The following is a 21128-nucleotide window of genomic DNA, read 5'->3' on the forward strand; positions in this document are numbered from 1 at the left end:
TGTCTCCCAAGGCGTGGTGTCGATAACGTGCGCGACCTTACACAAACGCCGACCCCTCGCAATCGCTCCGCTGCGACAACATCTGGTGCCGGTGTCGCAGCTTGGCACCCGCGCCGATTGCGCTAGGCTGAACGCACGCGGACAGGGGCAGGCATGACGAACTGGCGGATACATCCCGAACGCGACGCGCTGCTGGCCGAGGCGCATGCACGCCCCTACACGCCGCTGAGCAGCCCGACGGTGGCGACGCGCCTCGCGACGCTGTCGGGGGAGGCGGGGCTGGCCGACGACCGCGCGCACATGACCGCGCTGTGCCGCCAGCTCGGCGCCGCCGAGCCCGGGCCCGAGTCGCGCTGGTGTGCGCTCGACGCCGGCACCTGGTCGCTGCGCTGGGAGCGGCATACCGAATTCTCGACCTGGACCTTCTTCCGCGCCTCCGACCCGGCGCATGCGACGCTGGAGGATGCGCACGACCGTGCACCGCAGGCCTGGGTCGCGGGTCTGCCCGGCGAACTGCTCGTCGCCACCACGCTCGACCTGCGCACGGGCGAGACCGCGGCGTCAATCGGGACGCTTCTCGGCGGCGATGCGATCGGCGCGCAGCTGCTCGACGGCGCGGCGCAGGTGTTCACCGACCTGCGCCCAGATGCGCGCGGCTTCACCCGCTATTTCCTGGTCGCCGACTCCGCCGATGCGGCGGTCGCGGGGCGCCTTGCGCTGGGACTGCTCGAGGTCGAGACCTACCGCCTGATGGCGCTGCTCGCCTTTCCGCTGGCGCGCGAAGCGGGGCGCGAGCTGGCGCGCATCGAGGGCGAGGCGGGCGAGCTTGCGGCGCAACTCGCGCATGACAGCGGGGTCGAGAAGGACCGGCGGCTGCTCGCCCGCCTCGTCGTGCTGGCGGGCGAGGCGGAAGCGCTCAACGCGCGCACCTCGTTCCGCTTCGGCGCGGGCCGCGCCTATCACGACATCGTCCGCGACCGCATCGCGGCGCTGCGCGAGGCCCCCATCGCGGGGCTGCAGACTTTCAGCTCGTTCATGGAGCGGCGGCTGGCACCTGCGCTACGCACCTGCGACACGGTGGCGGAACGCGAGCGCGAGGCGATCGCCCGGATCGCGCGTACCGGCCAGATGCTGTCGACGCGAGTCGAGGTCGCGTCGTCTGAATCGAGCGCCGCGCTGCTGCTGTCGATGGACCGGCGCGCGCAATTGCAACTGCGCCTGCAGCGCCTCGTCGAGGGCCTGTCGGTCGCGGCGATCAGCTATTACCTGCTCAGCCTAGCGGTTTATGCGCTCAAGGCGATGGAGCATGCCTGGCCGCGCTTCGACGCGACGCTCGCGGCGGGACTTCTCGCGCCGCTGCTCGTCGGCGGCGTGTGGTACGGCATGCGCCGCATCCGCGACCGGCTGGAGGCGGAAGCCGGCACCAAGCTCTAGCGTTCGGCGCGCGTGATCCAGGCGTCGAGATCATGGACCGGCAGTGCGCGGCCCTTGAGCGCCCGCCACGTCGCCGCCGCACCCGCGCGGTCGCCGGTCTCGAACTGCGTCAGCCCCAGGAAGAAGGCCGGGTGCGGACTGTCGGGAGCGAGCGCTGCCGCCCGGTCGAACGCGAGCCGCGAGGCATCGCCGACCCGCCCCGCATGGACCGCGAGGGCATGGCCCAGCCCGATCCACAGCTCGACATCGCTTGGGTGGACGTCGATCTCGCCGCGCAGGCCGCGGATCGCCATCGCGCTGCCATCGGCGCGCAGCAGTGCATCGGCGAAGGTCAGCCACGCCGCCGCAGGGCCGAAGCGCGGCAGGCGCGCCTGGCGCTCGGTCTCGAACAGGGTCCGCGTGCGGTCGATCGGCAGGGCCTGCGGCGGCGCGGCGGGCAACAGCGGGCGGCCGGTCGCGGCGTAAGCGGACAGGCCCGCGACGAGCGTCACCGCGACGGCGACACGCACGTCGCGCCCCGGGCGCCCGCGCGGCAGCATCACCGCGAGCGCCGCGGCTGCCGTCAGGATGACGAGGATCGCGATCATCGGCGCCCCCGCGCGCGGAGGCCCGCCCAGCCGAGCAGCGCACCCAGCGCCACGGCAGCCGCCAAGAACGGCCAGACCGTCACGCGCGCGACCGAGACCATGAAGCGCGCGTCACCCATCGGCGGGCCGATTGTCGCGCGCCAGCAGCCGAGCCCGCTGCACCCCGTGTCGGGAACGCCCGAGGCATGGCGCGGCAGGATCGTCTCGCGCCATTCGGGATGCAGCACGAGGTCGGCGCCGTCGATCGTCACCCGCACGTCGCCGACGATGGCAGTCGAATCCTGTCCCCCGACCGGGTTGACCGTGTCGAGCGCCACGCCGTCGGCACGCGCCCCGACAGCGAAGGGCATCGCCACGACGGGTGCGGCAGCAGGCAGGCCCAGCGTCGCAAGCCGGTCGCGCCAGACAGAAGCGAAGCCCGCGCCCTCGACCGGCGCCGGATCGAGGCGCGTGAACGGCGCGGCGATCAGCAGCACCGCATGCAGCGCCACCGACACGCCGCCGATCACGCCGAGGACGGAGCGCGCCGCCCCCCGCCACGCCAGCACCGCGCCGACCCATGCGACCAGCGCCGCCGCGACCGGCCACACGCCGCCGGGGCGCAGCACCGCAGCCGCAAGACGCAGGCTTTCGGGCAGTGCACTCTGCGTATTCGCGGCAACCGCGGCAACCGAGAAATCGAGCGACCAGAACAGCCAGGCCAGCCCGCCGAAGATCCACAGCCACAGCCAGCCGACGGCGAGGGCAGTCGGAACTGTCAGCTCGGGCAGCCGCCACGCCGCGTAGACCTGAAGGACCGCGCACGCACTGGCCAGCCACAACAGGCCGTGCGCGATCTCGGCGATCACCCTACCGTGCCGGGCACCTTGTGCAGTGTCCCCGCGACCTCGGGCGGCATGTATTTCTCGTCATGCTTCGCCAGGATCGTGTCGGCGACGAACATGCCGCGCTCGTCGAAGCGCCCCTCGGCGATGACGCCCTGCCCCTCGCGGAACAGGTCGGGGACGATCCCGGTGTAGCGCACCGGCACGGTCTTGGCATTGTCGGTCACCACGAACGCGACCGTCGCCGCGCCGGCATGCGCAACCGAGCCCATCTCGACGAGCCCGCCCAGCCGGATCGCCTCGCCCTTGGCGGGCGGCTTCTTCGCGACGTCAGACGGCGCGTAGAAATAGGTCGCGCTGTCGCCCAGCGTCGACAGGCCGAGCGCGCCGGCGCCGCCGAGCGCGACCAGCGCGCCGATCGCCAGGGTCAGTCGCTGATGCTTGGCCTTCATCGTTTCCTCATCTCATCCGCCGCGCGCTCGGCAGCGCGCATCGCCAGCCAGCTGTGCACAAGCAGCCCGACCAGCCCGGCGACGGTCAGTACATAGGCCGGGATGATGAACGCAGCGTGGTTCACGCGTGCGCCTCCGCCAGCCGCCGCGAGCGCACCGCGACGCGCGTCGTCGCAAGCTCGGTGCGCATCCGCATCAGCACGATGCCGGCGAACAACAGGCTGAACCCCGCGACCGACAGCAGCAGTGGCAGCAGCATCTCGGGCGCGATGGCGTTCTTGGTGACGGTGATGCTCGGCCCCTGGTGGAGGGTATTCCACCACTCGACCGAATATTTGATGATGGGGAGATTGATCGTGCCGACCAGGCTGAGGATCGCGGCACCCCGCGCCTCGGGCCGGTCGCTCTCTGCCGCCGACAGCGCGAGATAGCCGAGGTAGAGGAACAGCAGCACGAGCATCGAGGTCAGCCGCGCATCCCACACCCAATAGGTACCCCACGTCGGCTTGCCCCACAGCGACCCCGAGACGAGGCAGATCGCCGTGAACAGTGCGCCCGGCAGCGCGATCGCGCGCCCCGCGACGTTCGCCAGCGGGTGGCGCCAGACCAGCGCGGTCAGGCTGGCGATCGCGAGCCCAAGATACCCTCCCGACCCCAGCCACGCGGCGGGGACATGGACGTACATGATGCGGACGCTGTCACCCTGCTGATAATCGGGCGGCGACGCGAACAAGCCGATGTAGAGCGCGGCCGCGGTGATGGCCAAGCCGGGCAGCACCAGCCACGGCGTCACCGCACGCGCGATGCGCAGGAAGCGGGCGGGATTGGCGAAGCGATGCATCGGAGGCGCTTTGTAGCAGAGCCGCCGCGCCGGAACAGCGGCTTATTGGCGCGTGCCCAACAGCGGCACGAAGATCGCGATGGCGACGCCGATCACGAGCGCAATGACGATACCCGGTTCCATCGTTCCCTCCAACGATCGAGGGCCGGTCCATAGCATTTCCGCGCCGTTCAATCCATGCCTGCGCGGAGTGCCGCACCGCTGGCGAAGGGCGCGACGGCGACAAGGACGAGGCTGGCGGCAGCGAGCAGCTTCAATGACCCCGCGCCGCCCCCGACGCCGAAGATCAAGATCGGCAGCGCCAGCGGCAGGACGATCAGCCCGGCCAGCGCCCCGCCGCCGCGCAGGCCCGCAGTCAGGCTGGCGGCGATCAGCGCGAGTGCCGCGAGCCCCGGCGTACCGAGCGCCAGCCCCAGCGCGACGCGCCTCAGCACGGACATGTCGATCCCGAGCAGCACGCCCGCCACCGGCAGCGCGGCGAGCAGCGGCAGCGCGAACCCCAGCCAGTGCGACACCAGCCGCGCCGCCGCCACCGTCTCGAGTGCGAGGTCGCGGCTGACCAGCTGGTCGAGCGTGCCGTCCGCCCGGTCGGTCGACACGAGGGTCTCGACCGGCAGGAGCGCGGCGAGGAGTGCCGCGACCCACAGCACGCCGCCCGCGATGCGCGTCAGCAGCTTGGCGTCCGGCCCGACCGCGAACGGAAAGAGCGCGGCGACAAGGATGAAGAAGATCACCGGCACTAGCACCGCCGAGGCGCGCAGCCGGAGCAGCGCGAGGTCGCGCGCGATCAGCGTCAGCATCACAGCGTCAGCCGATCGGGCGCATCGACGCCGATGTCGCCGTGCGTCGCGACGACCACGGCGCCGCCCCCCGCCCGGTGCACTGCGATGGCCGCCGCCAGCAAGCCGAGCGACGCCGTGTCGAGCCCAACCCCGGGCTCGTCGAGCAGCCACAGCGCCGCCCCGCTGGCGTGGACGCGCGCCAGCGCCGCGCGCCGCCGCTGGCCGCTCGACAGGACATCGACAGGCAGCTCGGCGAGGGGCGTGAGGTCGAACGCCGCCAGTGCCGCATCGACCGCAGCCGCGGGCCGCCCGTCGAGCCGTGCCCAGTGGAGCAGTTCGCCGCGCAGTCGCGTGCCGGGCTTCAGCGTCGCATCCGCCCCCAGCCACGCCGTGCCGAAGTCGTTCGCCAGCGTGCCCCCGGCAGGATCGAGCAGCCCGGCGAGAATCCTGAGCAGGCTCGACTTGCCCGTGCCGTTGGGCCCCTCGACCTGCACCGCGCCGCCGGCGCCAAGCGTGAACGACACGCCTTCGAACACCGTCCGCCCGCCGCGCACGCAGGCGAGATCGGTCGCAATGAGCTTGGTCCCCGTCACGCTCCCCTCATAGCCGTCATGCTGGCGCATGCCAGCACCGCGTAAGGGCGCAGGATGACACACGCGCCCCCGCGCCCTACATTGCCGCGGATGTCCGAACCTCTCGCTATCCCTCCGAAAGTCTCGACGCCGCTGCGCATCGCGCTCGACTATGGCCCCCTGCTGGCGTTCTTCGTCGCCAACAAGTTCGCCGGCATCATGTGGGCGACGGGCGTGTTCATGGCATTGATCGTGCTCGCCATCGTCGTGTCGCGCGTGCTGACCGGCAAGGTGTCGCCGATGCAGTGGGTGACGGGCGCGGTGGTGCTGGGCTTCGGCGGCTTCACTTTGTGGCTCAACGACGCCGAGTTCATCAAGCTCAAGCCGACGATCATCTATGCCATCTTCGCCATCGTGCTGCTGTTCGGCATGGCGACCAAGCGGCCGCTGCTCAAGCTGGTGCTTCACGACGCCTTCCCGGCGGTCGATGCCGAGGGGTGGCGCAAGCTGACGCGCAACTGGGCGCTGCTGTTCATCGGCCTGGCGATCGCCAACGAGGTCGCGCGTCGCATGCTGACCACTGATCAATGGGTGGATTTCAAGGTCTGGGGCGTCACCGCGCTGACCTTCGCCTTCGCTCTCGCCCAGGCGCCGATCCTGATGCGCCACGCCGAGCAGCCGCCCAAACCCTAGGCCTTGCGCGCCGCCAGCCAGACCAGACCGCCGAGCGCCAGCGTGCCGACGATCAGCAGCGCCCACAGGACCCATGTCCGCTTTTCGGTCGCCGCCGCCAGCGACGCGACGGTGGCTGCAGGGGCCTGCGCTGTCGCCTGCGGCAGCGCGGCGGAATCGACGCCCGGGGCGCTGGCGGCGAGCGCGGCGACGGGCAGATAGGCGGCACTCAGCCCCGCCTGCCCCGCCGCGAGCGTGTACGGCGCACGGCCGGTCAGCAGCACGGCGACCTCACGCGGCGCGAAGACGAGTTGCACCCCCGGGACGCTCGCGAAGCCCGAAGTGCGCGCGTCGGCCTCGACGCGGATCTGGCGGTAGCTGTCAGACAGCGTAATCGCGGCGCCGGTCCGCGCGGCAAGGCGGTACGCCGTGCCCTCGCCGATCGGCACCCACGCCTGCTCGTCGTTGTCGCGCCCGAAGATGCGCAGCGGGACCAGGCCGTCGGCGGCAGGCACGACGCGCAACACGGCGACAGGCGTCGCGAAGGGCAGGGTCAGGCGCAGGTCGTGCGCGTCGACCAGCGTCGCGCCGGTCAGTGTCGCGACGACCCTCGACTCGGCCGCGGTGCCGGTCGTCGTCAGCGCCGCCCCGGTGACCTGCACCGGCGCGAGCAGCGGCGTCGTGGCGCTCCAGGTGATGCGGATGTAGCGTTCGACGGGGCCGTCCAGCGGCAGCTTCGCCTGTGCCGCTGCGCCGGGCGCGCGATAGACGACGCTCTCGCCCAGCGGCCACCACGCGCGCAGATCGGCGCTGCTTTCGACGCGCAGCGTCACCGGCTGGCGCGGCGGCGCGTCGACGTCGAGCGTCAGCAGCGTCGCCGGGCCCTTCGCGGCGCTGGTATCGAGCAGCACGCCGAGCAGCACCGCGCCCGCCGAGGGCGCGACATTGCCGTCGACCCGCACGACGCGCGATGTCCCCGCGGGGTCGACGCGCAGGCTGACTCCGGTGACCGTCAGCGCCCCCGGCGCCCCGAGGATCGGCAGCGGCGCGAGGCTGGTGGTGCGCGTCGCCAGCACGGGGGCTCGCGCATCAAGCAGCGCGATCGGCTGCGGCCGCCCGTCCGCATCGAGGATGCGCAGGTCGGCAAACCCCGGCTCCTGCAGTCGCACCAGCGCCGCGGCAGGGAGTTCGAGGCGCTGCAGCGGCCCGCCGGGTGCCGCGGTCACCGGTGTCCGCGACGCGAACGCCTCCTGCGCCGCGGCGACCGCGGGCGACAGCGCCAGCACGGCCCAGAGGATCAGGCGGATCATGCCGGTGCGCCTTCGTCGCGCGCTGGCGGGAGCGGCGCGAAATAGCCCATGACGAGCATCAGCAGGCCGACCGCCATGAAGGTGACGACGCGCTCGCCGCCGCCGGCGTTCGCGAGGTCGATCAGCAGCAGCTTGACGACGACCAACGCGAGCAGCGCCGCGCCGACGAGCCACAGCCTCCGCTCCATCCGCCGGTGCGCGACGAGCATCAGCCCGAGCGCGAGCAGCGTCCACAGAATCGCGAGACCCGTCTGCACGGTGAAGCTGTCGATCATCGCGTCGGCGGTCCAGTCGACCCCCAGATAATGATGCGCGATGCGCAGCCAGACGGTGTTCACCACGACGAAGGCGAGAAGCGCCAGCGGCGCGAGCGCGGTCGGTGCGGTGATCGCCCCCGCCCCGGTCGGCTGGGCCGCGACCAGCGCGCGCCGCCATAGCCACAACGCGGCAAGGCCGAGCGCCAGCGTCAGCTCGAGCGGGTTGAGCAGCGGCAGATAGGGCAAGGGCGCGGCCCGGCCCGGATCGCTCAGCGCGGCCGTCAGTACGCCGAGGAAGACCAGCGCCGCGAGCGGTGCCGCCGCGACCCAGAAATAGGCGGTCGCATGCGCCCCGAACGGCCAGGCCGCGCGCCCACGGGTCGCGGTCAGCGCCAGCAGGACGAGGGTCGCGCTGAGCAGGAACACCACGCCCGCCCATGACGTGCCCCACAGCGCGGCACGGTCGATGCCGAGCCACAGGCAGTCGGCGAGCCCCAGAGTCAGCAGCCACACGGTGCCGACATGCGCGGCGCGCTGCCACGCAGGCGGCGTGTCGCCCGCGCGGTCGGCGGCGCGCAGGAGCGCGACGTGAACCCCGATCGCTGCGCCCCATAGCGCGAAGTCGGGGGACAGCAGGACGTGGCGGCCCGCCACGATCTGCCCGATCAGGGTTACGACGATCGGCACCAGCGTGACGCGCGCCGGCCAGGTCGCGACGCGCCAGTCGAGGCGGCGGCCCGCCACGGCGGCGATCCCTGCGCTCGCGACATAGGCGAGCATGACGAGCAGCGGCTGGATCGCCGGGCCGAACACCGGGAGGGGGCCCTCGCCGGCGACCACCGGCGGCAGGGTTCGCACCGCCTCGAGCGCCCAGGCGAGCCACCAAAAGGCGAAGCCGGCGACGAAGACGGGCGCGCCGAGATGGTCCTCGACCTCAGCCCAGCTGCGCGCGAAGCGGCCCTCGCCCTTTGGCAGCGCGCGCCGCAGCCACCACGCGGTCGCGAGCAGCGGCAGCGCGATCAGCATCGCGGCGAGGAAGGTCGCGTTGAAGATCGGCAGCGCGCCGATTGTGCCGTCGAGAGTCGACACGAAGACCAGCGCCGCGACCGCCTGCAGCGCGAGGCCGAACGCGCGCGGCAGCCAGCGCGCCTGGCGCATGCCGACCCAGAACGCCGCCGCGCCCTCCAGCGCCCACGCCGACGAGGTCCAGCGCGCACCGAGCGCCAGGGGGATCGCCAGTGTCGCGAAGCCGACGCCGATGGCGATCAGGCTGTCGCGCAGCAGGACGTTCTGCGCATAGCCGCGCCGCCGCGCGAACACCGCGAGCCCGAGATACACCGCTCCGAAGCCGAGGGCCGAGAAGGCGCTGCCGAACTCGATATGGCGGACCAGCCCGACCTGCAGCCCGAATCCGGCGAGCGCGGGGCCGAACAACAGGGTCGAGTCGACGACGCTGCCCAGCGGCCCTTCGGCGCGGCGCGAGTACAGCATCGCGGCGGCGATGTAGATGAGCACGAAGGTGATCAGGAACGCCTGCGAGGTCGCATACTGGTCGGGGTCGTAGCGCAGGATTCCCCAGGCGGTCGCGACGCCGAAGGTCGCGAAGAAGCCGACGAGGTTGACCAGCCGCCACGCGCGGCGCTGCGCGATGAACAGCACCGCGAGGTTGAGGATGGTGTAATAGCCGAACAGCACGACGCTGCTGCCCTCGCCGGTCGACAGCAGCACGGGCACCGCGAAGCCGCCGAGGAACGCCGCCACCGCCAGCCCCTGCGCGTTCTGCAGCAGCGCCAGCGCGCAGGCGAGCGCGCACACCACGATCATCAGGCCGAACGCGGGCAGCGGCGGCAGCACGTCGAACAGGCGCGTCGCGGCGAAGATCGTCAGGTAGATCGCCGCGACCCCGGTGCCCTGCAGCGCCAGCGCAAAGGTCGGGCGAATGTGCCGCCGCGAGAAGCCGACGCCGAGCAGCGCCATGCCGACGACCATGATGATCGCCAGCCGCAGCTCGATCGGGAACAGCGCATGCTGCGCCGCGAAGCGCGCCAGGAAGGCGAGGCCGATGAACAGGATCACGAGCCCGGCACGGACGATGGTGTTGCCGCCGAGCAGCCAGTCGCGCGCCGCGGCGACCGCGGTCTCGACGAAGTTTGGCTTGGTCGGCTCCGCAGGCTCGTCGGGGACCCGGGCGGCCCAGGGTGCGAGGATCGCCGGGCGAGACTCGGGCGCGGGCTCGGGTTCGCGCGCGACATCCTCGACCGGCTCGGGCGGCGGCGCCGGCGCGGCAATGGTCGTCGGCGGCAGGTAGCGCGCGGCAACGGGCGTGTTCGCGGCCTCGATGGCGCGCGCGATCTCCTTGCGCACTGCGGTGCGCAGCCCAAGCCCCGCGAGCGCGCCGAACAGCGCGCCGAGCAACAGCCCGATCTGGTCGAACTCGGCCAGGACCCACCCGGCCACCGCACCGCACACACCCGCCCACACAATCATGCCGCGCGATTTGCCCCCGGCCGATTTTCGGCTGGCACGACCCTAACTTCCCCAGGCATTTCCGTGAAGTGCGTACCGCTCGGCGATTGACACGCAACGAGTCGCCGGGGCTTTTGGGTCGGAACGTCGCCGGTTCGATCAAGGGCCGTCATCAGCCTTGGCGCAGCGGAATACCGCGTGCCTCGGGACCAGCCGGAGCCAAGCCGATGCTGACCGCCGACCAGGCCATGGCGCTGTTTCCACGCGCCGCACCCGAACACCGCGCTGCGCTGGTGACGCGCGGACCGACGCTGTTCGAGCGCAGCGGCATCAAGGGCACGCGGCTGCACTTCCTGCTCGCGCAGCTGGGCCACGAGTCCGGCGGACTGACGATCGTCGGCGAAAATCTGAACTACAGCGCACAGCGGCTGGTCGCGGTATTCCCGCGCCGCTTTCCGACGGTCGCCGCGGCGCAGCCCTTCGCGCACAACCCGGAGAAGCTGGCGAACCAGATCTATGGCGGGCGGCTGGGCAACGGTCCGCCGGCAAGCGGCGACGGGTTCCGCTACCGTGGTCGCGGCTATATCCAGATCACCGGGCGCCACAATTACCGCGACATCGGCCGCGTCGCCGCCGTGCCGATCGACGAGGACCCCGACCGCGCCGCGCACGCCGACCACGCGCTGGAGATCGCCTGCGGTTTCTGGACGGCGCGCGGCCTGAACGCCATCGCCGACACCGGCGACTTCACCGCGTGCACGCGGCGGATCAACGGCGGCACGATCGGCATCGAAGACCGTCGCGCCTGGCTCGACAAGGTGATCCGCGTCCTGGCGCTGCCGCCTGCGCCAAAGCAGGTCACGGCCGAGACGATCGTGCTCGTCCAGCGCGCGCTGCAGCGGCTGGGCTTTTCAGGCATCGGCGCGGCGGACGGCGATGCAGGGCCGCGCACGCTGGCGGCGGTCAGCGAGTATCGCCGCCGCAAGGGCATGCCCGCCGGCACGATCGACGAGGCCCTTCTCAAGGCGCTGAACATCCCCGTCTAGGGCTGCTTCGCCACCACCGGCAGGCCGTCGCGCCACTCGACCGGGGCGATCAGCATGATGCGGCGCGAGTTCGGGGGCGTCCCCGTCTGCCGCCGGTCGATCGCGTGATAGGCGGTCCAGTGACGGCCCTTGGCGTCGGTGATCACGGCATTGTGCCCGGGCGCCAGCCAGCGCGCGTCGGCGGCGATGACCAGCCCGCCGCGCGCCGGGGGGACGACCTCGAACGGCCCCGTCGCCTTTCGCGAGCGCGCCACCAGCGTCCCGTAATGCGCCTGCGGGCCGCAGCAATTGTCGCCCGAGTAGAACAGGTAATACCAGCCCTTGCGCCGCGTCACCCACGCGCCCTCGACGAGGCGGCGGTAGTTGGCGGGGTCGTCGGTCGCGTCGGTCGGCAGCAGGTCGACGGGGGCCGAGCCGGGGGCGAACGACACGCGGTCGCGCGCCAGTTCCTGCACCTTGATCGGCTTGAACCCCGACCCCCAGTACAACAGGCGCTTGCCCGTCGCGGGGTCGTCATAGGCCATCGGGTCGATGTTCACGAACCCCTCACCGCACAGCAGCGGCTTGCCGATGTCGGTGAACGGCCCCTGCGGCCGGTCGGCGGTGGCGACCGCCAGGCACAGGCCGCGCGCCGTGTCGGTCAGCGCGGCGTCGGGCTTCGCCGAGTAATAGAGGTAATAGCGCCCGTCGTGCGCGCTGACGTGCGGCGCCCAGAAATCCTGCGTCGCCTTCGCCCAGCCGGGCTTTATCGGCAGCGCGTCGGGCAGGCGGTCCCACTGCTTTAGGTCGCGCGAGCGTGCCACCTGGATATTATGCCCGCCGCCCTGCGTCGCGTGGACGTAGTAGTAGCCGTCGGCGGCGCGCAGCAGCGTCGGGTCGGGGAAGTCGGCGTCGATGGCGATGCGCGGAGCCGTGTCGGGGGCCCGCGCCGCCGCGCCGCTCGCCGCGAGCAGGACCGCAATGCACAGGTTGAGAAGGCGCATCGGGTTTCCTTGGCCGCTGGATATCCTCAATAAGTATGATAAGTGCCGCGTGGCAAGGAGCCCCTGTGCGTCGCATCCTGACTGTCCTGCTCGCGTTCACCACCCTCGGACTCGCCCCGCAGCGCGCCTTTGCGCCGGTGTTCGAGACCGACTTTCCCGATCCCTTCATATTGCCGCTGAAGGGCGGTTACCTCGCCTATGCGACCAACGCCGGGGGCTTCGCGGCGAACGTCCAGATGGCGTTCTCGACCGACCTCAAGACGTGGCAGCTGCTGCGCAGCGGCGAGCGGCTGCAGGACGCGCTGCCCACGCTGCCGCGCTGGGCGGCGTCGGGGCGGACCTGGGCGCCCGAAGTGATCCGCGCCGGCGGGCGCTATGTCCTGTATTTCACCGCCGCCGACCGAGCGAGCGGGCTGCAGTGCGTCGGCGTGGCAAGCGCTGCCGACCCGCGCGGACCCTTCGTGTCCGCCAGCGAGACCCCGCTGGTCTGCCAGAAGGCGCTGGGCGGGACGATCGACCCCAGCCCGTTCCGCGATGCCGACGGGTCGCTGCACCTGCTGTTCAAGAGCGACGGCAACAACCCGAAATACCTCGTGCCGTCGCGCATCTGGGTGCAGCCGCTGACCCCCGACGGGCTGGCAGTGACCGGGAACCCAAGCGAGCTGATCCGCAACGACCAGCGCTGGGAATGGCGCGTCGTCGAATCGCCGACGATGCTGCGCGATCCCGACGGCAAATATGTCCTGCTGTTCTCCGCCAACCATTTCGGCTGGGAGCCCGACCAGCGCATGTCGAACTATGCGATCGGCTATGCGCGCTGCGCGACTGTCGCCGGGCCGTGCGTCAAGGCGGCCGAGAACCCGATCCTGAAGAGCGACCGGGAAGGCGGCGCCTGCCTCAGCGGCCCCGGCCACCAGACGGTGTTCCAGGCCGAGGGAAAGCTGCAGGTCGTCTTCCACGCCTGGGCGGCGACGGCGAAGTGCCGCTTCGCCGACAAGGGCCGCTACATGTACATCGCGCCGCTGGCGTGGTCGGCGGGGGCGCCGGTGATCGCCCCCGCGAACCCCTAGCCGCCGAAGCGGAAGCGCACGCCGAGCGACACCGTCGCCTCGTCGTAGCGCAGGTAGCGCTCGTAGCCGACCCGGTCCGCACCGCCGCGCGCCGAGCTGAAGCTCTGGCGGAACGGCGTGTTGGTGATGTTTGTCCAGTCGAAGAACACCGTCGCCTGCGGAAGCACGTCATAGTTGAGCGACAGGTCGAGCCGGTCGGCGGGCTTTGCTTCCTCGAGGTAGAAATCGTCGAGTGCACCGACGTCGTTGCGCCGGACCTGGCGCTGCGCCTGGAACCGCGAGCGGCCGTTGTAGGTCAGCCGCGCCGAGAAGCCCTCGCGCTCGTAAAGCCCGACGAGATTATAGTTCCACTTCGAGATACCGACCTCCGGCCCGGTGATCCGGTCGAGGATCAGCGTCGTCGGGTTGGTGCGCGTCGTGGTCGGCGACTCCTGCTCGACCTTCGCATCGAGGTAGGTGAGGTTCGCCTGGATGCCGAAGCTGCGCGCCCATTGCGGCAGGAAGTCGAAGTCGAAGAAGGTGTTGAACTGCGCTTCGAGACCGTTGATGCGGCCGCCGCCGGCGTTGGTCCGCCCGGTGATCTGGACGACGCCCAGCGTCGGGTCGGTGAAGCGGAAGACATCGTCGAGGATGAAGCCCTGGAGGTCGCGGCGGAACAGCGCGACCGACGCGAAGCCGGTCGGCGAGAAATAATACTCGATCGTCGCGTCGTAGTTGTCGGAGGTGAACGGCGTCAGGAACGGGTTGCCGCCGCGGCCCGTGCGCGGCGCACTGTCGGTCCCGACGCCGCCCGGGGGCGGCGCGTCGAGGGTGATCGACGGCACGAGATCGGAGAAGTTCGGCCGCGTCCGCGTCTGCGAGAAGGCGAGGCGGAACTGCAGCTGCGGGTCGGCGCGCCAGCGGATGCTGGCGTTTGGCAGATAGTCGGTCGACTTGGTGCCCTCGTCGATCGTCGGGATGCCGGTCGGCACCGGGCCGGCGACCGTCGTCTTGGTCCGCACGACGCGCAGGCCGAGGAGGCCGTCGATGGTCTCGCCGAAGCCGTAGGCGACCTGCCCATAGCCCGCCAGCGTGCTTTCGTCGGCGGTGAAGATCCGGTTGCGCACCGGTGCGTCGGGGCCGACGCCGCCCAGCTGCCGCAGCTGGACGATATTCTCGCGCAGGCTCTCGTAGGTCGGCGCGAGGAAGCGCACCGGCTCGAAGTCCGACCCGCGGAAGCCCGCGGGCACCAGCTCGAAGGTCAGCGGCGTGCCGGAGAGCGGCAGGTTGGTACCGGCGAAGCGGTCGCCGAAGTCGCGGCGCGCATCGCGCTTGGTATAGCGCGCACCGATCGACACGCTGCGCAGCAGACCCTCGTCGCTGACTTCGTACGTGGCGTCGCCACGGACCTGGATGTCCTTGCCGCGCGCCTGCTGGTTCTGCTCGAACACGCCGAGGTAGCGGTAGTTGGCCGGGTTGGTCGTGTCGAAGTTCGGGAAGGAGAAGCGCAGCCCCTCGAGATCGAAATCGATCTGCGGACGGCCGACGAACTCGCGGTCGGCCGAAATCGTCGAGCCGGTAAAGGTCGTCTGCGTCTTCGCGGCATCGAACGACAGTTTCAGCGGGCCGGAGCCATATTTGCCGCCGACCGCGAACTGATAGGTGTTGGTCTTGTTGTAGGTGGCGCCCTGGAACGAGAAGGGCGCACGGCCGGCATTGTTGATCGTGCCGCTCGACAGGATGTTGGTGCCGGGGCGATAGACGAGGTTCGAGTAGTCGCCGCCGAACAGGAAGCCCTCGAGGATGCGGTCGTCGATCTTGTTGCGGAAGCCCTGCCACAAGCCGTCGAAATACAGCTCGAAATTGTCCGCCGGCTTCCACTGCAGCGAGACGTTCGCCGAGGGCCGCGCGCGGTTGCCCGAGCGGTAGAACAGGCGCTGGACGTCGGGGAAGCGGGTGCGCACGCCGTTGATCACGGGATCGGCGATGAAGTCGGTGTTCGACGGCTCGCTGTCGAGATACTGGAGCTCGGTGTACGAGCCGTTCACCAGGATGCCGATCTCGCCGATCGAGGTGTCCCAGCGCTTGGTGGCGAGGAAGTTGAAGTTCGGCGTCGCCTTGTCGGCCTGGCGCGTATAGAGGCCCCAGACGGCACCGGCGATCTGGCCGTCGCGGAAGTCGAAGGCACGGCGCGACCGCACGTTGACGAGGCCGGCGAGACCGGGCTCCACCAGGTCGGCGGTCGAGGTCTTGAAGACTTCCAGCGCGGCGATGTTCGACGACGGGAAATCCTGCAGCGCGACGACGCGCGTTTCGGCGGTGAAGATCTCGCGGCCGTTGTAGGTGGTGGTGAAGTCGGGCAGGCCGCGGACCAGCACGCGCGATGCTTCGCCGCCCTGGCGATAGACCTGGACGCCGGGGATACGCGCCGCGGTATCCGACACCGCGAGGTCGGGCAGCTTGCCGATGTCCTCGGCGACGACCGCGTCGACGACCTGGACCGAGCGGCGCTTGAGGTTCTGCGACGAGGCGAGGCTCTCGCGGATGCCGGTGACGATGATCTCCTCGGCCTCACCCTCGTCGGCTGCGGCGGTCGCGCCCGGGGTAGCGGGGGTCGCCGCGGCGGGGGCCGGAGCTTCATCGGCGGCGGCTGCAGGCGCGGCGGGGGCCGGTACAGCGGGCGCCGCGGGAGCGGGTGCGGCGGTCTGGGCCCAAAGCGGCGTAGCGGCGGCAATCACCGCGAACGAAACCGTGCAGCGCAAAAGACTGGCGTGGCGCACTTTGGACCTCCCCTTGAACGACGGCCGCCGACGCGGCTCTTCGTCGCCGTCCATAATTGCGCGATGGGGACAATGACAAGACAATTATCTTATTTATCCGATGATCGTAACCTAGGTTATGTTCTGGTGGTATTACGCTGGGCGGTTAAGGTCCTGTAACGGCAAGCGGCAGCGTGTCTGCGGCGGCAGGAGGAGCGATGACGGTCGAGTCGGGCGAATTGCAGTCGGGGGGGCGGGGGGGGCGCAACCTGACCTATGGCCTGCTCGAAACGCTGGGCCGCGCGATCGTCGTCGGCCATTACGACAGGACGGTGTTCCCGACCGAGGCGGTGCTCGCGACGCGCTACGGCGTCAGCCGGTCGGTGACCCGCGAGGCGGTCAAGATGCTGACCGCCAAGGGCCTGCTGACCGCGCGACCGCGCAAGGGCACCACCGTCCAGCCATCCGGTCTGTGGAACCTGTTCGACGCCGACGTGCTGCGCTGGCTGCTCGAACGCAAATTCTCGGTGCGGCTGCTGCGCCAGTTCAGCGATCTGCGCGTCGCCATCGAGCCTGCCGCAGCAGCCCTCGCGGCGCGCCACGGCGACGCGGACGGGGTGGCGGCGATCGCGCGCGGCTTCGACCGCATGGCGGCGGCCGACGCCGGCGACGACGACCCGCTGGAGGCCGACATCGCCTTCCACCTCGCGATCCTTCGCGCCTCGGGCAATCCGTTCTACATGCAGTTCCAGGACCTGGTCGAAACCGCGCTGCGCACCTCGATCCGCTTCACCAACCGCTTCAACGGCCGAACCGCCAACCTGCCCCAGCATCGCGCCGTGCTGAGCGCGATCGAGGCGCGCAATCCGGACGGGGCGCACCGCGCGATGAAATCGCTGATCGATGCCGTGCTGGCGCTGGTCGCGACGGTCGAGGCGTCGGAGGGCTAGAGCATCTCGCCGAGCAGCTCGTTGACGCGTCGTTCGGCATCCTTGAGCGCCTGGTCGACCGGCTTCTGCCCGCTGACCGCCGCCTCGAGCTCCTCGCCGATCAGCCCCTGGATCGCCGACTGGCGCGGCACATAGCCGGGCAGCTGCTGGCCCGTCGCGGCCATTGCGGCGATGTCGGTTCGATGCGGGAGCGCCTTGAAGTCGGGCCGGTCGAGGATCGCGCGGAACGCCGGCAGATGCCCGGTGCGCGTCCAGTCGAAATCATAGCGCGCCATGTGCTTCAGGAAGCGCGCGATCGCCGCCTGCTCGGCCGCGCCGCGCTCGTGCTTCGGCACCACCCAGGCATGGCCATCGACGAACGCCGCCGCGCGTCCCCACAGGCGGGGGTAGGGCAGCACGGTATAGCTGTCGTGCAGCTTGCTGGCCGGATCGCGTGCGACCTCGTCATAGGCGCCGATCATCCAGGTGCCCGTCGCGAGGATGCCGCCCTGCCCGCCGATGAAGGCGTTATGCGCAGCCGAGAAATCCTGGTCCAGCGGGCTCAGCCGCTCGGCCGCGAGCTGCTTGTACAGGTTGACGATCCGCGTCGCCTCGGGCGTCGCGAGGCGGACATGGCGCGCGTCGGGGAAGATCACCGCGTCCTGCGCCAGCAGATAGGTATAGAGGTTTCCGACGTTGACGTCGGGCGCGGCGACCTGCCCCTGCAGCAGGTAGGGCTTGCCCGTCGCGGCGCGGAACTGGCGCGCCTGGCGCAGCAGCTCGTCGGGGGAGCCGGGCAGGATCGGACGGTCGCCCTGCATCAGCCCCGCCTGGCGCATCAGCCGCGTGTTGATGTGGAACAGCCGCCCGATCGTGTCGATCGGCAGGCCGTAGGTGCGCCCCGACTTGGTCACGCCGCGCCGCGCCGCATCGGTCATCTGCGCCGGCGCAATCCCGGCCTGGGCGAGCAGCCCGTCGACCGGCTCGAGCAGCCCGCCGCCGGCATAGTCGGAGATAACCGACTGGTGCATCGTCACGAGATCGGGCGGGTCGCCCGCCGCGATCTGCGCCGCGAGCTGCGGATAGCCCGGCCACGCGACGACGTTGAGGCGGACCTTCACGTCGGGGTTCTCGGCCTCGAAGCGATTGATGATCGTCGTCAGGATGCCGCACTCGGTCTCGGCCTTGGCGACGTCGATGCTCTGGCCGTAGACCGCGCCGCATTCGCCGAAGAAGCGCTGGACGACGATCTCGGTCCGGTCGTCGCGCGCGCCGCAACCGGCCAGCGCCAGGGCGAGCAGCATAAGCAAAGCGCGCGTCATCGCACTGCGGTCCCGGCCATGGCGCGGACGATCTGCTTCTGGAAGATCACGTACACCGCGAGGATCGGCACCGACGCGAACACCGCCTGCGCCATCAGGAAGCCCAGCCCGCTGGTCTGCGCATAGTTCATCTGGCTCGACGCGAGGCCGACGGTCAGCGTGTAGCGGTCGCTCGTCGTCGCCGAGATCAGCGGCCACCAGTAATCGTTCCAAGCGCCCAGGAAGGTGAAGACGCCGAGCGTCGCCTGCGCGGGAATCGTCAGCGGCAGCAGCACCTTCCAGAACAGGGTCAGCCGCGATGCGCCGTCGAGCAGCGCCGCCTCGTCGAGGTCGCGCGGAATGGCGCGGAAATATTGCGTCATGAACAATACGCCGAACGGCGCGACGAGGCCGGGCAGGATCAGGCCGGGATAAGAGTTGTGCAGCCCGAGCAGCGCGAACAGCTGGTGGCGCGGCAGGATCACCGCCTGCTCAGGGATCGCCAGCCCGATGACGACGAAGGCGAAGATCGCGCGCCGGTAGGGAAACTCGAAGCGCGCGAAGCCGTAGCCCGCGAGGCTGCACAGGATAAGCACCCCTGCGGTCTGGCCGAGCGCGACGATCGTGCTGTTGAGCAGCCAGCGCGGCACCAGCGACCCCGTGACGATCGCGCGGTAATTGTCGATCGTATAGGGCGCCGAGAAGGCCGTCGCGCTGTCGCGCATCAGCTCGGCATTGCCCTTCAAGGACAGCAGCAGCGTCCAGATCAGCGGCGCGACCATGATCGCCGCGCCGATCAGCACGCCGATCAGCGCAGGGAGCGACAGGCGGTCGCGGCTCACCGGTCGGCCCCCTTGCGCGCCACCAGCCAGTACTGCAGCCCGGTCAGCGCGAGGACGAGGACGAAGAGCGCCTCCGCCGCGGCGGCCGCATAGCCGAGTTCCCAGCGCCCGAAGGCGACTTCGTAGATGAACAGCACGACGGGCCGCGACGCCCCGCCCGGGCCGCCGCCGGTGAGCAGCTGTGCCTGGCCGAATAGCTGCAGCTGCCCCGCGGTCTGCAGCATGATGACGGTGACCAGCGTACCGCGCAGCGACGGCAGCGTCACCCGCCGGAACACCGTCCAGGGCTTCGCATTGTCGAGCGCCGCCGCCTCGTACAGGTCGGCGGGGATCTGCTGCAGCCCGGCCAAAAACAGCATCATCGGCAGGCCGAGGCACCACCAGACCGTGGTGATCGCGATCGCGGGGATCGTCAGGGCGGGGTCGCTGAGGAACGGCAGCGGCGCCTCGCCGAACGCGCCGAGCAGCTTCGCCACCAGCCCGCCATCGGGGGTCAGCACGAAGCGCCAGATCAGGGTGACAATGGTCACCGACAGGACCGACGAGGAGAAGAAGATGCCGCGGAACACCGCCGCCGACCGCGACGGCCGGTTGAGCGCGATCGCCAGCGCCAGCGTGATCGCGGTCAGCACCGGCACGATCAGCAAGGTCAGCGCGAAGGTGTTGAGCAGCGACTGGTGGAACACCGGGTCGCCCGCGAGCCGCACATAGTTGTCGAGCCCGACGAAGCGGCGGTTGCCGAACAGGTCGGCGCGGTTGAGGCTGATGAAGATGCCCATCACCAGCGGCACGATCAGCAGCACGATGTAGAAGAACAGGAACGGCGCGATGAAGGCATAGCCGCCCAGCCGCCGTGCGGCGGCGGGGCCGCCGGGGCGCCGTGCCGTCATGCGGCGTCGACCGGGTGCCACGCCGTGTCGTCGGCGGTGAACAGCGCGGCGGCGGCGGCGTCGATCCTGAGGCCGACACGGTCGCCGATGCGGACGCGGCAGGTGCCGTGATCCTGCGCGATGATCGCTTCGCCGTCGCTGAGTTGGGCATAGATGAAGCTGCGGTCGCCCAGCCGCTCGACGAGGATCGCTTGCGCATCGGTGGTGCCGGTGCCCGGCGCGCAGACCGTGACATGTTCGGGACGCAGCCCGACGCGCACCCCGACGACCCCCGCGCCGCCGACCAGCCCCGACGCCGGGACGCAGGTCGCGAGGTGGGTGCCGTCGCCGAGCCGCGCGTGTGCGTGAGTCCCCTCGCCCGCCACCAGCGTCGCCGCCGCGAGCGTCATCGCGGGCGACCCGACGAAGCGCGCGACGAAGGCGTTGGCGGGCCGTGCATAGATCTCCAGCGGCGTGCCGACCTGCTGGATGCGGCAGTCGTTCATCACCATGATCCGGTCCGCCAGCGTCATCGCCTCGGCCTGGTCGTGCGTCACCATGATGATCGCCGCCGCCACCCGCTGGCGCAGCTGCGCGAGTTCGACGCGGGTGCGGTTGCGCAGTGCCGCGTCGAGGTTCGACAGCGGCTCGTCGAGCAGGAACAGCGCGGGGTTCTTGACGATGGCGCGGCCGATGGCGACGCGCTGGCGCTGGCCGCCCGACAGCTGCCCGGGCTTGCGGTCGAGCCAGTCGCCGATCTCCAGCGAGGTCGCGGCCTGGGCGATGCGCGCCTCGATCTCCGCCGTGGGCACCTTCGCGTTGCGCAGGCCGAACGCCATGTTCTCGGCGACTGTCATGTGCGGGTAGAGGGCATAGGCTTGGAAGACCATCGCGACGTCGCGCGCGCCCGGGGCCAGCGTGTCGATGCGCCGTCCGCCGAGCGTCACCGTGCCCGAATCGAGCGTTTCCAGCCCCGCGATGATGCGCAACAGGGTCGACTTGCCGCTGCCCGACGGCCCCAGGAAGGCGACGAACTCGCCCGCCTCCATGCTCAGCGAGACGCCGTCGAGGACGCGCGTCGCACCATAGGATTTGCTGACGTTATCGAGGACGAGGCTGGTCAATCGCGGCTTTCTGGTGATTACGGACAGGC

At 70.7% G+C, this 21128-nt stretch carries 20 protein-coding genes; 5 read left to right on the forward strand and 15 right to left on the reverse strand.

Annotated features, from left to right (window positions below):
- The first annotated feature begins 153 nt into the window (after window positions 1-153).
- A complete protein-coding gene (locus FMM06_RS15245) occupies window positions 154-1434 on the forward strand; it encodes a DUF3422 family protein (RefSeq protein WP_144335178.1) in 1281 nt (426 codons plus the stop codon).
- On the opposite strand, the gene FMM06_RS15250 is transcribed toward FMM06_RS15245, so the two are convergent.
- From FMM06_RS15250 to ccmA, 7 genes are all read right to left on the reverse strand, one after another.
- Window positions 1431-2021 carry a tetratricopeptide repeat protein gene (locus FMM06_RS15250; RefSeq protein ID WP_144335179.1) on the reverse strand — a complete coding sequence of 197 codons (591 nt, stop codon included), beginning with the start codon at window positions 2019-2021 and terminating at the stop codon, window positions 1431-1433. The two genes, FMM06_RS15245 and FMM06_RS15250, sit on opposite strands and share 4 nt — an antisense overlap.
- Entirely contained in the window at window positions 2018-2869 is an 852-nt protein-coding gene (locus tag FMM06_RS15255; RefSeq protein ID WP_144335180.1) for a heme lyase CcmF/NrfE family subunit, read from the reverse strand. Before FMM06_RS15255 ends, FMM06_RS15250 begins: the two co-directional genes overlap by 4 nt.
- A complete protein-coding gene (gene ccmE / locus FMM06_RS15260; protein ID WP_144335181.1) occupies window positions 2866-3297 on the reverse strand; it encodes a cytochrome c maturation protein CcmE in 432 nt (143 codons plus the stop codon). The genes FMM06_RS15255 and ccmE overlap by 4 nt, the downstream gene beginning before the upstream one ends.
- The gene (ccmD, locus tag FMM06_RS15265; RefSeq protein WP_144335182.1) at window positions 3294-3422 is read right to left on the reverse strand and encodes a heme exporter protein CcmD; all 129 of its coding nucleotides are present in this window, start codon (window positions 3420-3422) and stop codon (window positions 3294-3296) included. Before ccmD ends, ccmE begins: the two co-directional genes overlap by 4 nt.
- Window positions 3419-4138, reverse strand: a complete 720-nt coding sequence (locus FMM06_RS15270; RefSeq protein ID WP_144335183.1) for a heme ABC transporter permease — start codon at window positions 4136-4138, stop codon at window positions 3419-3421. The genes ccmD and FMM06_RS15270 overlap by 4 nt, the downstream gene beginning before the upstream one ends.
- Window positions 4139-4308: 170 nt before the next feature.
- Window positions 4309-4938 carry a heme exporter protein CcmB gene (locus tag FMM06_RS15275; RefSeq protein ID WP_144335184.1) on the reverse strand — a complete coding sequence of 210 codons (630 nt, stop codon included), beginning with the start codon at window positions 4936-4938 and terminating at the stop codon, window positions 4309-4311.
- Window positions 4938-5543: a heme ABC exporter ATP-binding protein CcmA gene (ccmA, locus tag FMM06_RS15280; RefSeq protein WP_144335185.1), complete on the reverse strand. Its 606-nt coding sequence runs from the start codon at window positions 5541-5543 to the stop codon at window positions 4938-4940. Before ccmA ends, FMM06_RS15275 begins: the two co-directional genes overlap by 1 nt.
- 60 nt (window positions 5544-5603) lie before the next feature.
- On the opposite strand from ccmA, the gene FMM06_RS15285 reads away from it, so the two are divergent.
- Window positions 5604-6185, forward strand: a complete 582-nt coding sequence (locus FMM06_RS15285) for a septation protein A (RefSeq protein ID WP_144335186.1) — start codon at window positions 5604-5606, stop codon at window positions 6183-6185.
- Here FMM06_RS15285 and FMM06_RS15290 read toward each other — a convergent pair.
- Both FMM06_RS15290 and FMM06_RS15295 read right to left on the reverse strand, forming a co-directional pair.
- The gene (locus FMM06_RS15290; protein WP_144335187.1) at window positions 6182-7474 is read right to left on the reverse strand and encodes a DUF3999 family protein; all 1293 of its coding nucleotides are present in this window, start codon (window positions 7472-7474) and stop codon (window positions 6182-6184) included. The two genes, FMM06_RS15285 and FMM06_RS15290, sit on opposite strands and share 4 nt — an antisense overlap.
- Complete coding sequence (locus tag FMM06_RS15295; protein WP_144335188.1) at window positions 7471-10218, reverse strand: DUF2339 domain-containing protein; 2748 nt, start codon at window positions 10216-10218, stop codon at window positions 7471-7473. The genes FMM06_RS15290 and FMM06_RS15295 overlap by 4 nt, the downstream gene beginning before the upstream one ends.
- Before the next feature lie 206 nt (window positions 10219-10424).
- On the opposite strand from FMM06_RS15295, the gene FMM06_RS15300 reads away from it, so the two are divergent.
- Window positions 10425-11243, forward strand: a complete 819-nt coding sequence (locus FMM06_RS15300; RefSeq protein WP_144335189.1) for a peptidoglycan-binding protein — start codon at window positions 10425-10427, stop codon at window positions 11241-11243.
- Here FMM06_RS15300 and FMM06_RS15305 read toward each other — a convergent pair.
- A complete protein-coding gene (locus FMM06_RS15305) occupies window positions 11240-12226 on the reverse strand; it encodes a glycoside hydrolase family 43 protein (protein WP_144335190.1) in 987 nt (328 codons plus the stop codon). The genes FMM06_RS15300 and FMM06_RS15305 overlap by 4 nt on opposite strands.
- Before the next feature lie 65 nt (window positions 12227-12291).
- Here FMM06_RS15305 and FMM06_RS15310 point away from each other — a divergent pair, with 65 nt between their 5' ends.
- Window positions 12292-13296 carry a glycoside hydrolase family 43 protein gene (locus tag FMM06_RS15310; protein ID WP_185965216.1) on the forward strand — a complete coding sequence of 335 codons (1005 nt, stop codon included), beginning with the start codon at window positions 12292-12294 and terminating at the stop codon, window positions 13294-13296.
- On the opposite strand, the gene FMM06_RS15315 is transcribed toward FMM06_RS15310, so the two are convergent.
- The gene (locus FMM06_RS15315; protein ID WP_144335192.1) at window positions 13293-16055 is read right to left on the reverse strand and encodes a TonB-dependent receptor; all 2763 of its coding nucleotides are present in this window, start codon (window positions 16053-16055) and stop codon (window positions 13293-13295) included. The genes FMM06_RS15310 and FMM06_RS15315 overlap by 4 nt on opposite strands.
- A 197-nt stretch (window positions 16056-16252) precedes the next feature.
- On the opposite strand from FMM06_RS15315, the gene FMM06_RS15320 reads away from it, so the two are divergent.
- Complete coding sequence (locus FMM06_RS15320) at window positions 16253-16984, forward strand: FadR/GntR family transcriptional regulator (protein ID WP_144335193.1); 732 nt, start codon at window positions 16253-16255, stop codon at window positions 16982-16984.
- Here the strand turns inward: FMM06_RS15320 and FMM06_RS15325 are convergent.
- From FMM06_RS15325 to FMM06_RS15340, 4 genes are read right to left on the reverse strand one after another with little or no spacing between them, the layout of a single operon-like run.
- Window positions 16981-18267 carry an extracellular solute-binding protein gene (locus FMM06_RS15325; protein WP_207790297.1) on the reverse strand — a complete coding sequence of 429 codons (1287 nt, stop codon included), beginning with the start codon at window positions 18265-18267 and terminating at the stop codon, window positions 16981-16983. The genes FMM06_RS15320 and FMM06_RS15325 overlap by 4 nt on opposite strands.
- A 14-nt stretch (window positions 18268-18281) precedes the next feature.
- Window positions 18282-19106, reverse strand: a complete 825-nt coding sequence (locus FMM06_RS15330; protein ID WP_235889339.1) for a carbohydrate ABC transporter permease — start codon at window positions 19104-19106, stop codon at window positions 18282-18284.
- Complete coding sequence (locus tag FMM06_RS15335; RefSeq protein ID WP_144335195.1) at window positions 19103-19996, reverse strand: carbohydrate ABC transporter permease; 894 nt, start codon at window positions 19994-19996, stop codon at window positions 19103-19105. The genes FMM06_RS15330 and FMM06_RS15335 overlap by 4 nt, the downstream gene beginning before the upstream one ends.
- The gene (locus FMM06_RS15340; protein ID WP_185965217.1) at window positions 19993-21099 is read right to left on the reverse strand and encodes an ABC transporter ATP-binding protein; all 1107 of its coding nucleotides are present in this window, start codon (window positions 21097-21099) and stop codon (window positions 19993-19995) included. The genes FMM06_RS15335 and FMM06_RS15340 overlap by 4 nt, the downstream gene beginning before the upstream one ends.
- Window positions 21100-21128 lie beyond the last annotated feature (29 nt).

This window comes from Glacieibacterium frigidum (assembly GCF_007097155.1).
Classification (GTDB): Bacteria; Pseudomonadota; Alphaproteobacteria; order Sphingomonadales; family Sphingomonadaceae; genus Glacieibacterium; species Glacieibacterium frigidum.

What these genes read in the sequence shown, in the direction of transcription:
- FMM06_RS15245 (WP_144335178.1), top strand. Translation starts at nt 154, where the DNA reads ATGACGAACTGGCGGATACATCCCGAACGCGACGCGCTGCTGGCCGAG.
- FMM06_RS15250 (WP_144335179.1), bottom strand. Translation starts at nt 2,021, where the DNA reads ATGATCGCGATCCTCGTCATCCTGACGGCAGCCGCGGCGCTCGCGGTG.
- ccmE (WP_144335181.1), bottom strand. Translation starts at nt 3,297, where the DNA reads ATGAAGGCCAAGCATCAGCGACTGACCCTGGCGATCGGCGCGCTGGTC.
- FMM06_RS15270 (WP_144335183.1), bottom strand. Translation starts at nt 4,138, where the DNA reads ATGCATCGCTTCGCCAATCCCGCCCGCTTCCTGCGCATCGCGCGTGCG.
- FMM06_RS15275 (WP_144335184.1), bottom strand. Translation starts at nt 4,938, where the DNA reads ATGCTGACGCTGATCGCGCGCGACCTCGCGCTGCTCCGGCTGCGCGCC.
- ccmA (WP_144335185.1), bottom strand. Translation starts at nt 5,543, where the DNA reads ATGCGCCAGCATGACGGCTATGAGGGGAGCGTGACGGGGACCAAGCTC.
- FMM06_RS15285 (WP_144335186.1), top strand. Translation starts at nt 5,604, where the DNA reads ATGTCCGAACCTCTCGCTATCCCTCCGAAAGTCTCGACGCCGCTGCGC.
- FMM06_RS15290 (WP_144335187.1), bottom strand. Translation starts at nt 7,474, where the DNA reads ATGATCCGCCTGATCCTCTGGGCCGTGCTGGCGCTGTCGCCCGCGGTC.
- FMM06_RS15295 (WP_144335188.1), bottom strand. Translation starts at nt 10,218, where the DNA reads ATGATTGTGTGGGCGGGTGTGTGCGGTGCGGTGGCCGGGTGGGTCCTG.
- FMM06_RS15300 (WP_144335189.1), top strand. Translation starts at nt 10,425, where the DNA reads ATGCTGACCGCCGACCAGGCCATGGCGCTGTTTCCACGCGCCGCACCC.
- FMM06_RS15305 (WP_144335190.1), bottom strand. Translation starts at nt 12,226, where the DNA reads ATGCGCCTTCTCAACCTGTGCATTGCGGTCCTGCTCGCGGCGAGCGGC.
- FMM06_RS15320 (WP_144335193.1), top strand. Translation starts at nt 16,253, where the DNA reads ATGACGGTCGAGTCGGGCGAATTGCAGTCGGGGGGGCGGGGGGGGCGC.
- FMM06_RS15325 (WP_207790297.1), bottom strand. Translation starts at nt 18,267, where the DNA reads ATGCTGCTCGCCCTGGCGCTGGCCGGTTGCGGCGCGCGCGACGACCGG.
- FMM06_RS15335 (WP_144335195.1), bottom strand. Translation starts at nt 19,996, where the DNA reads ATGACGGCACGGCGCCCCGGCGGCCCCGCCGCCGCACGGCGGCTGGGC.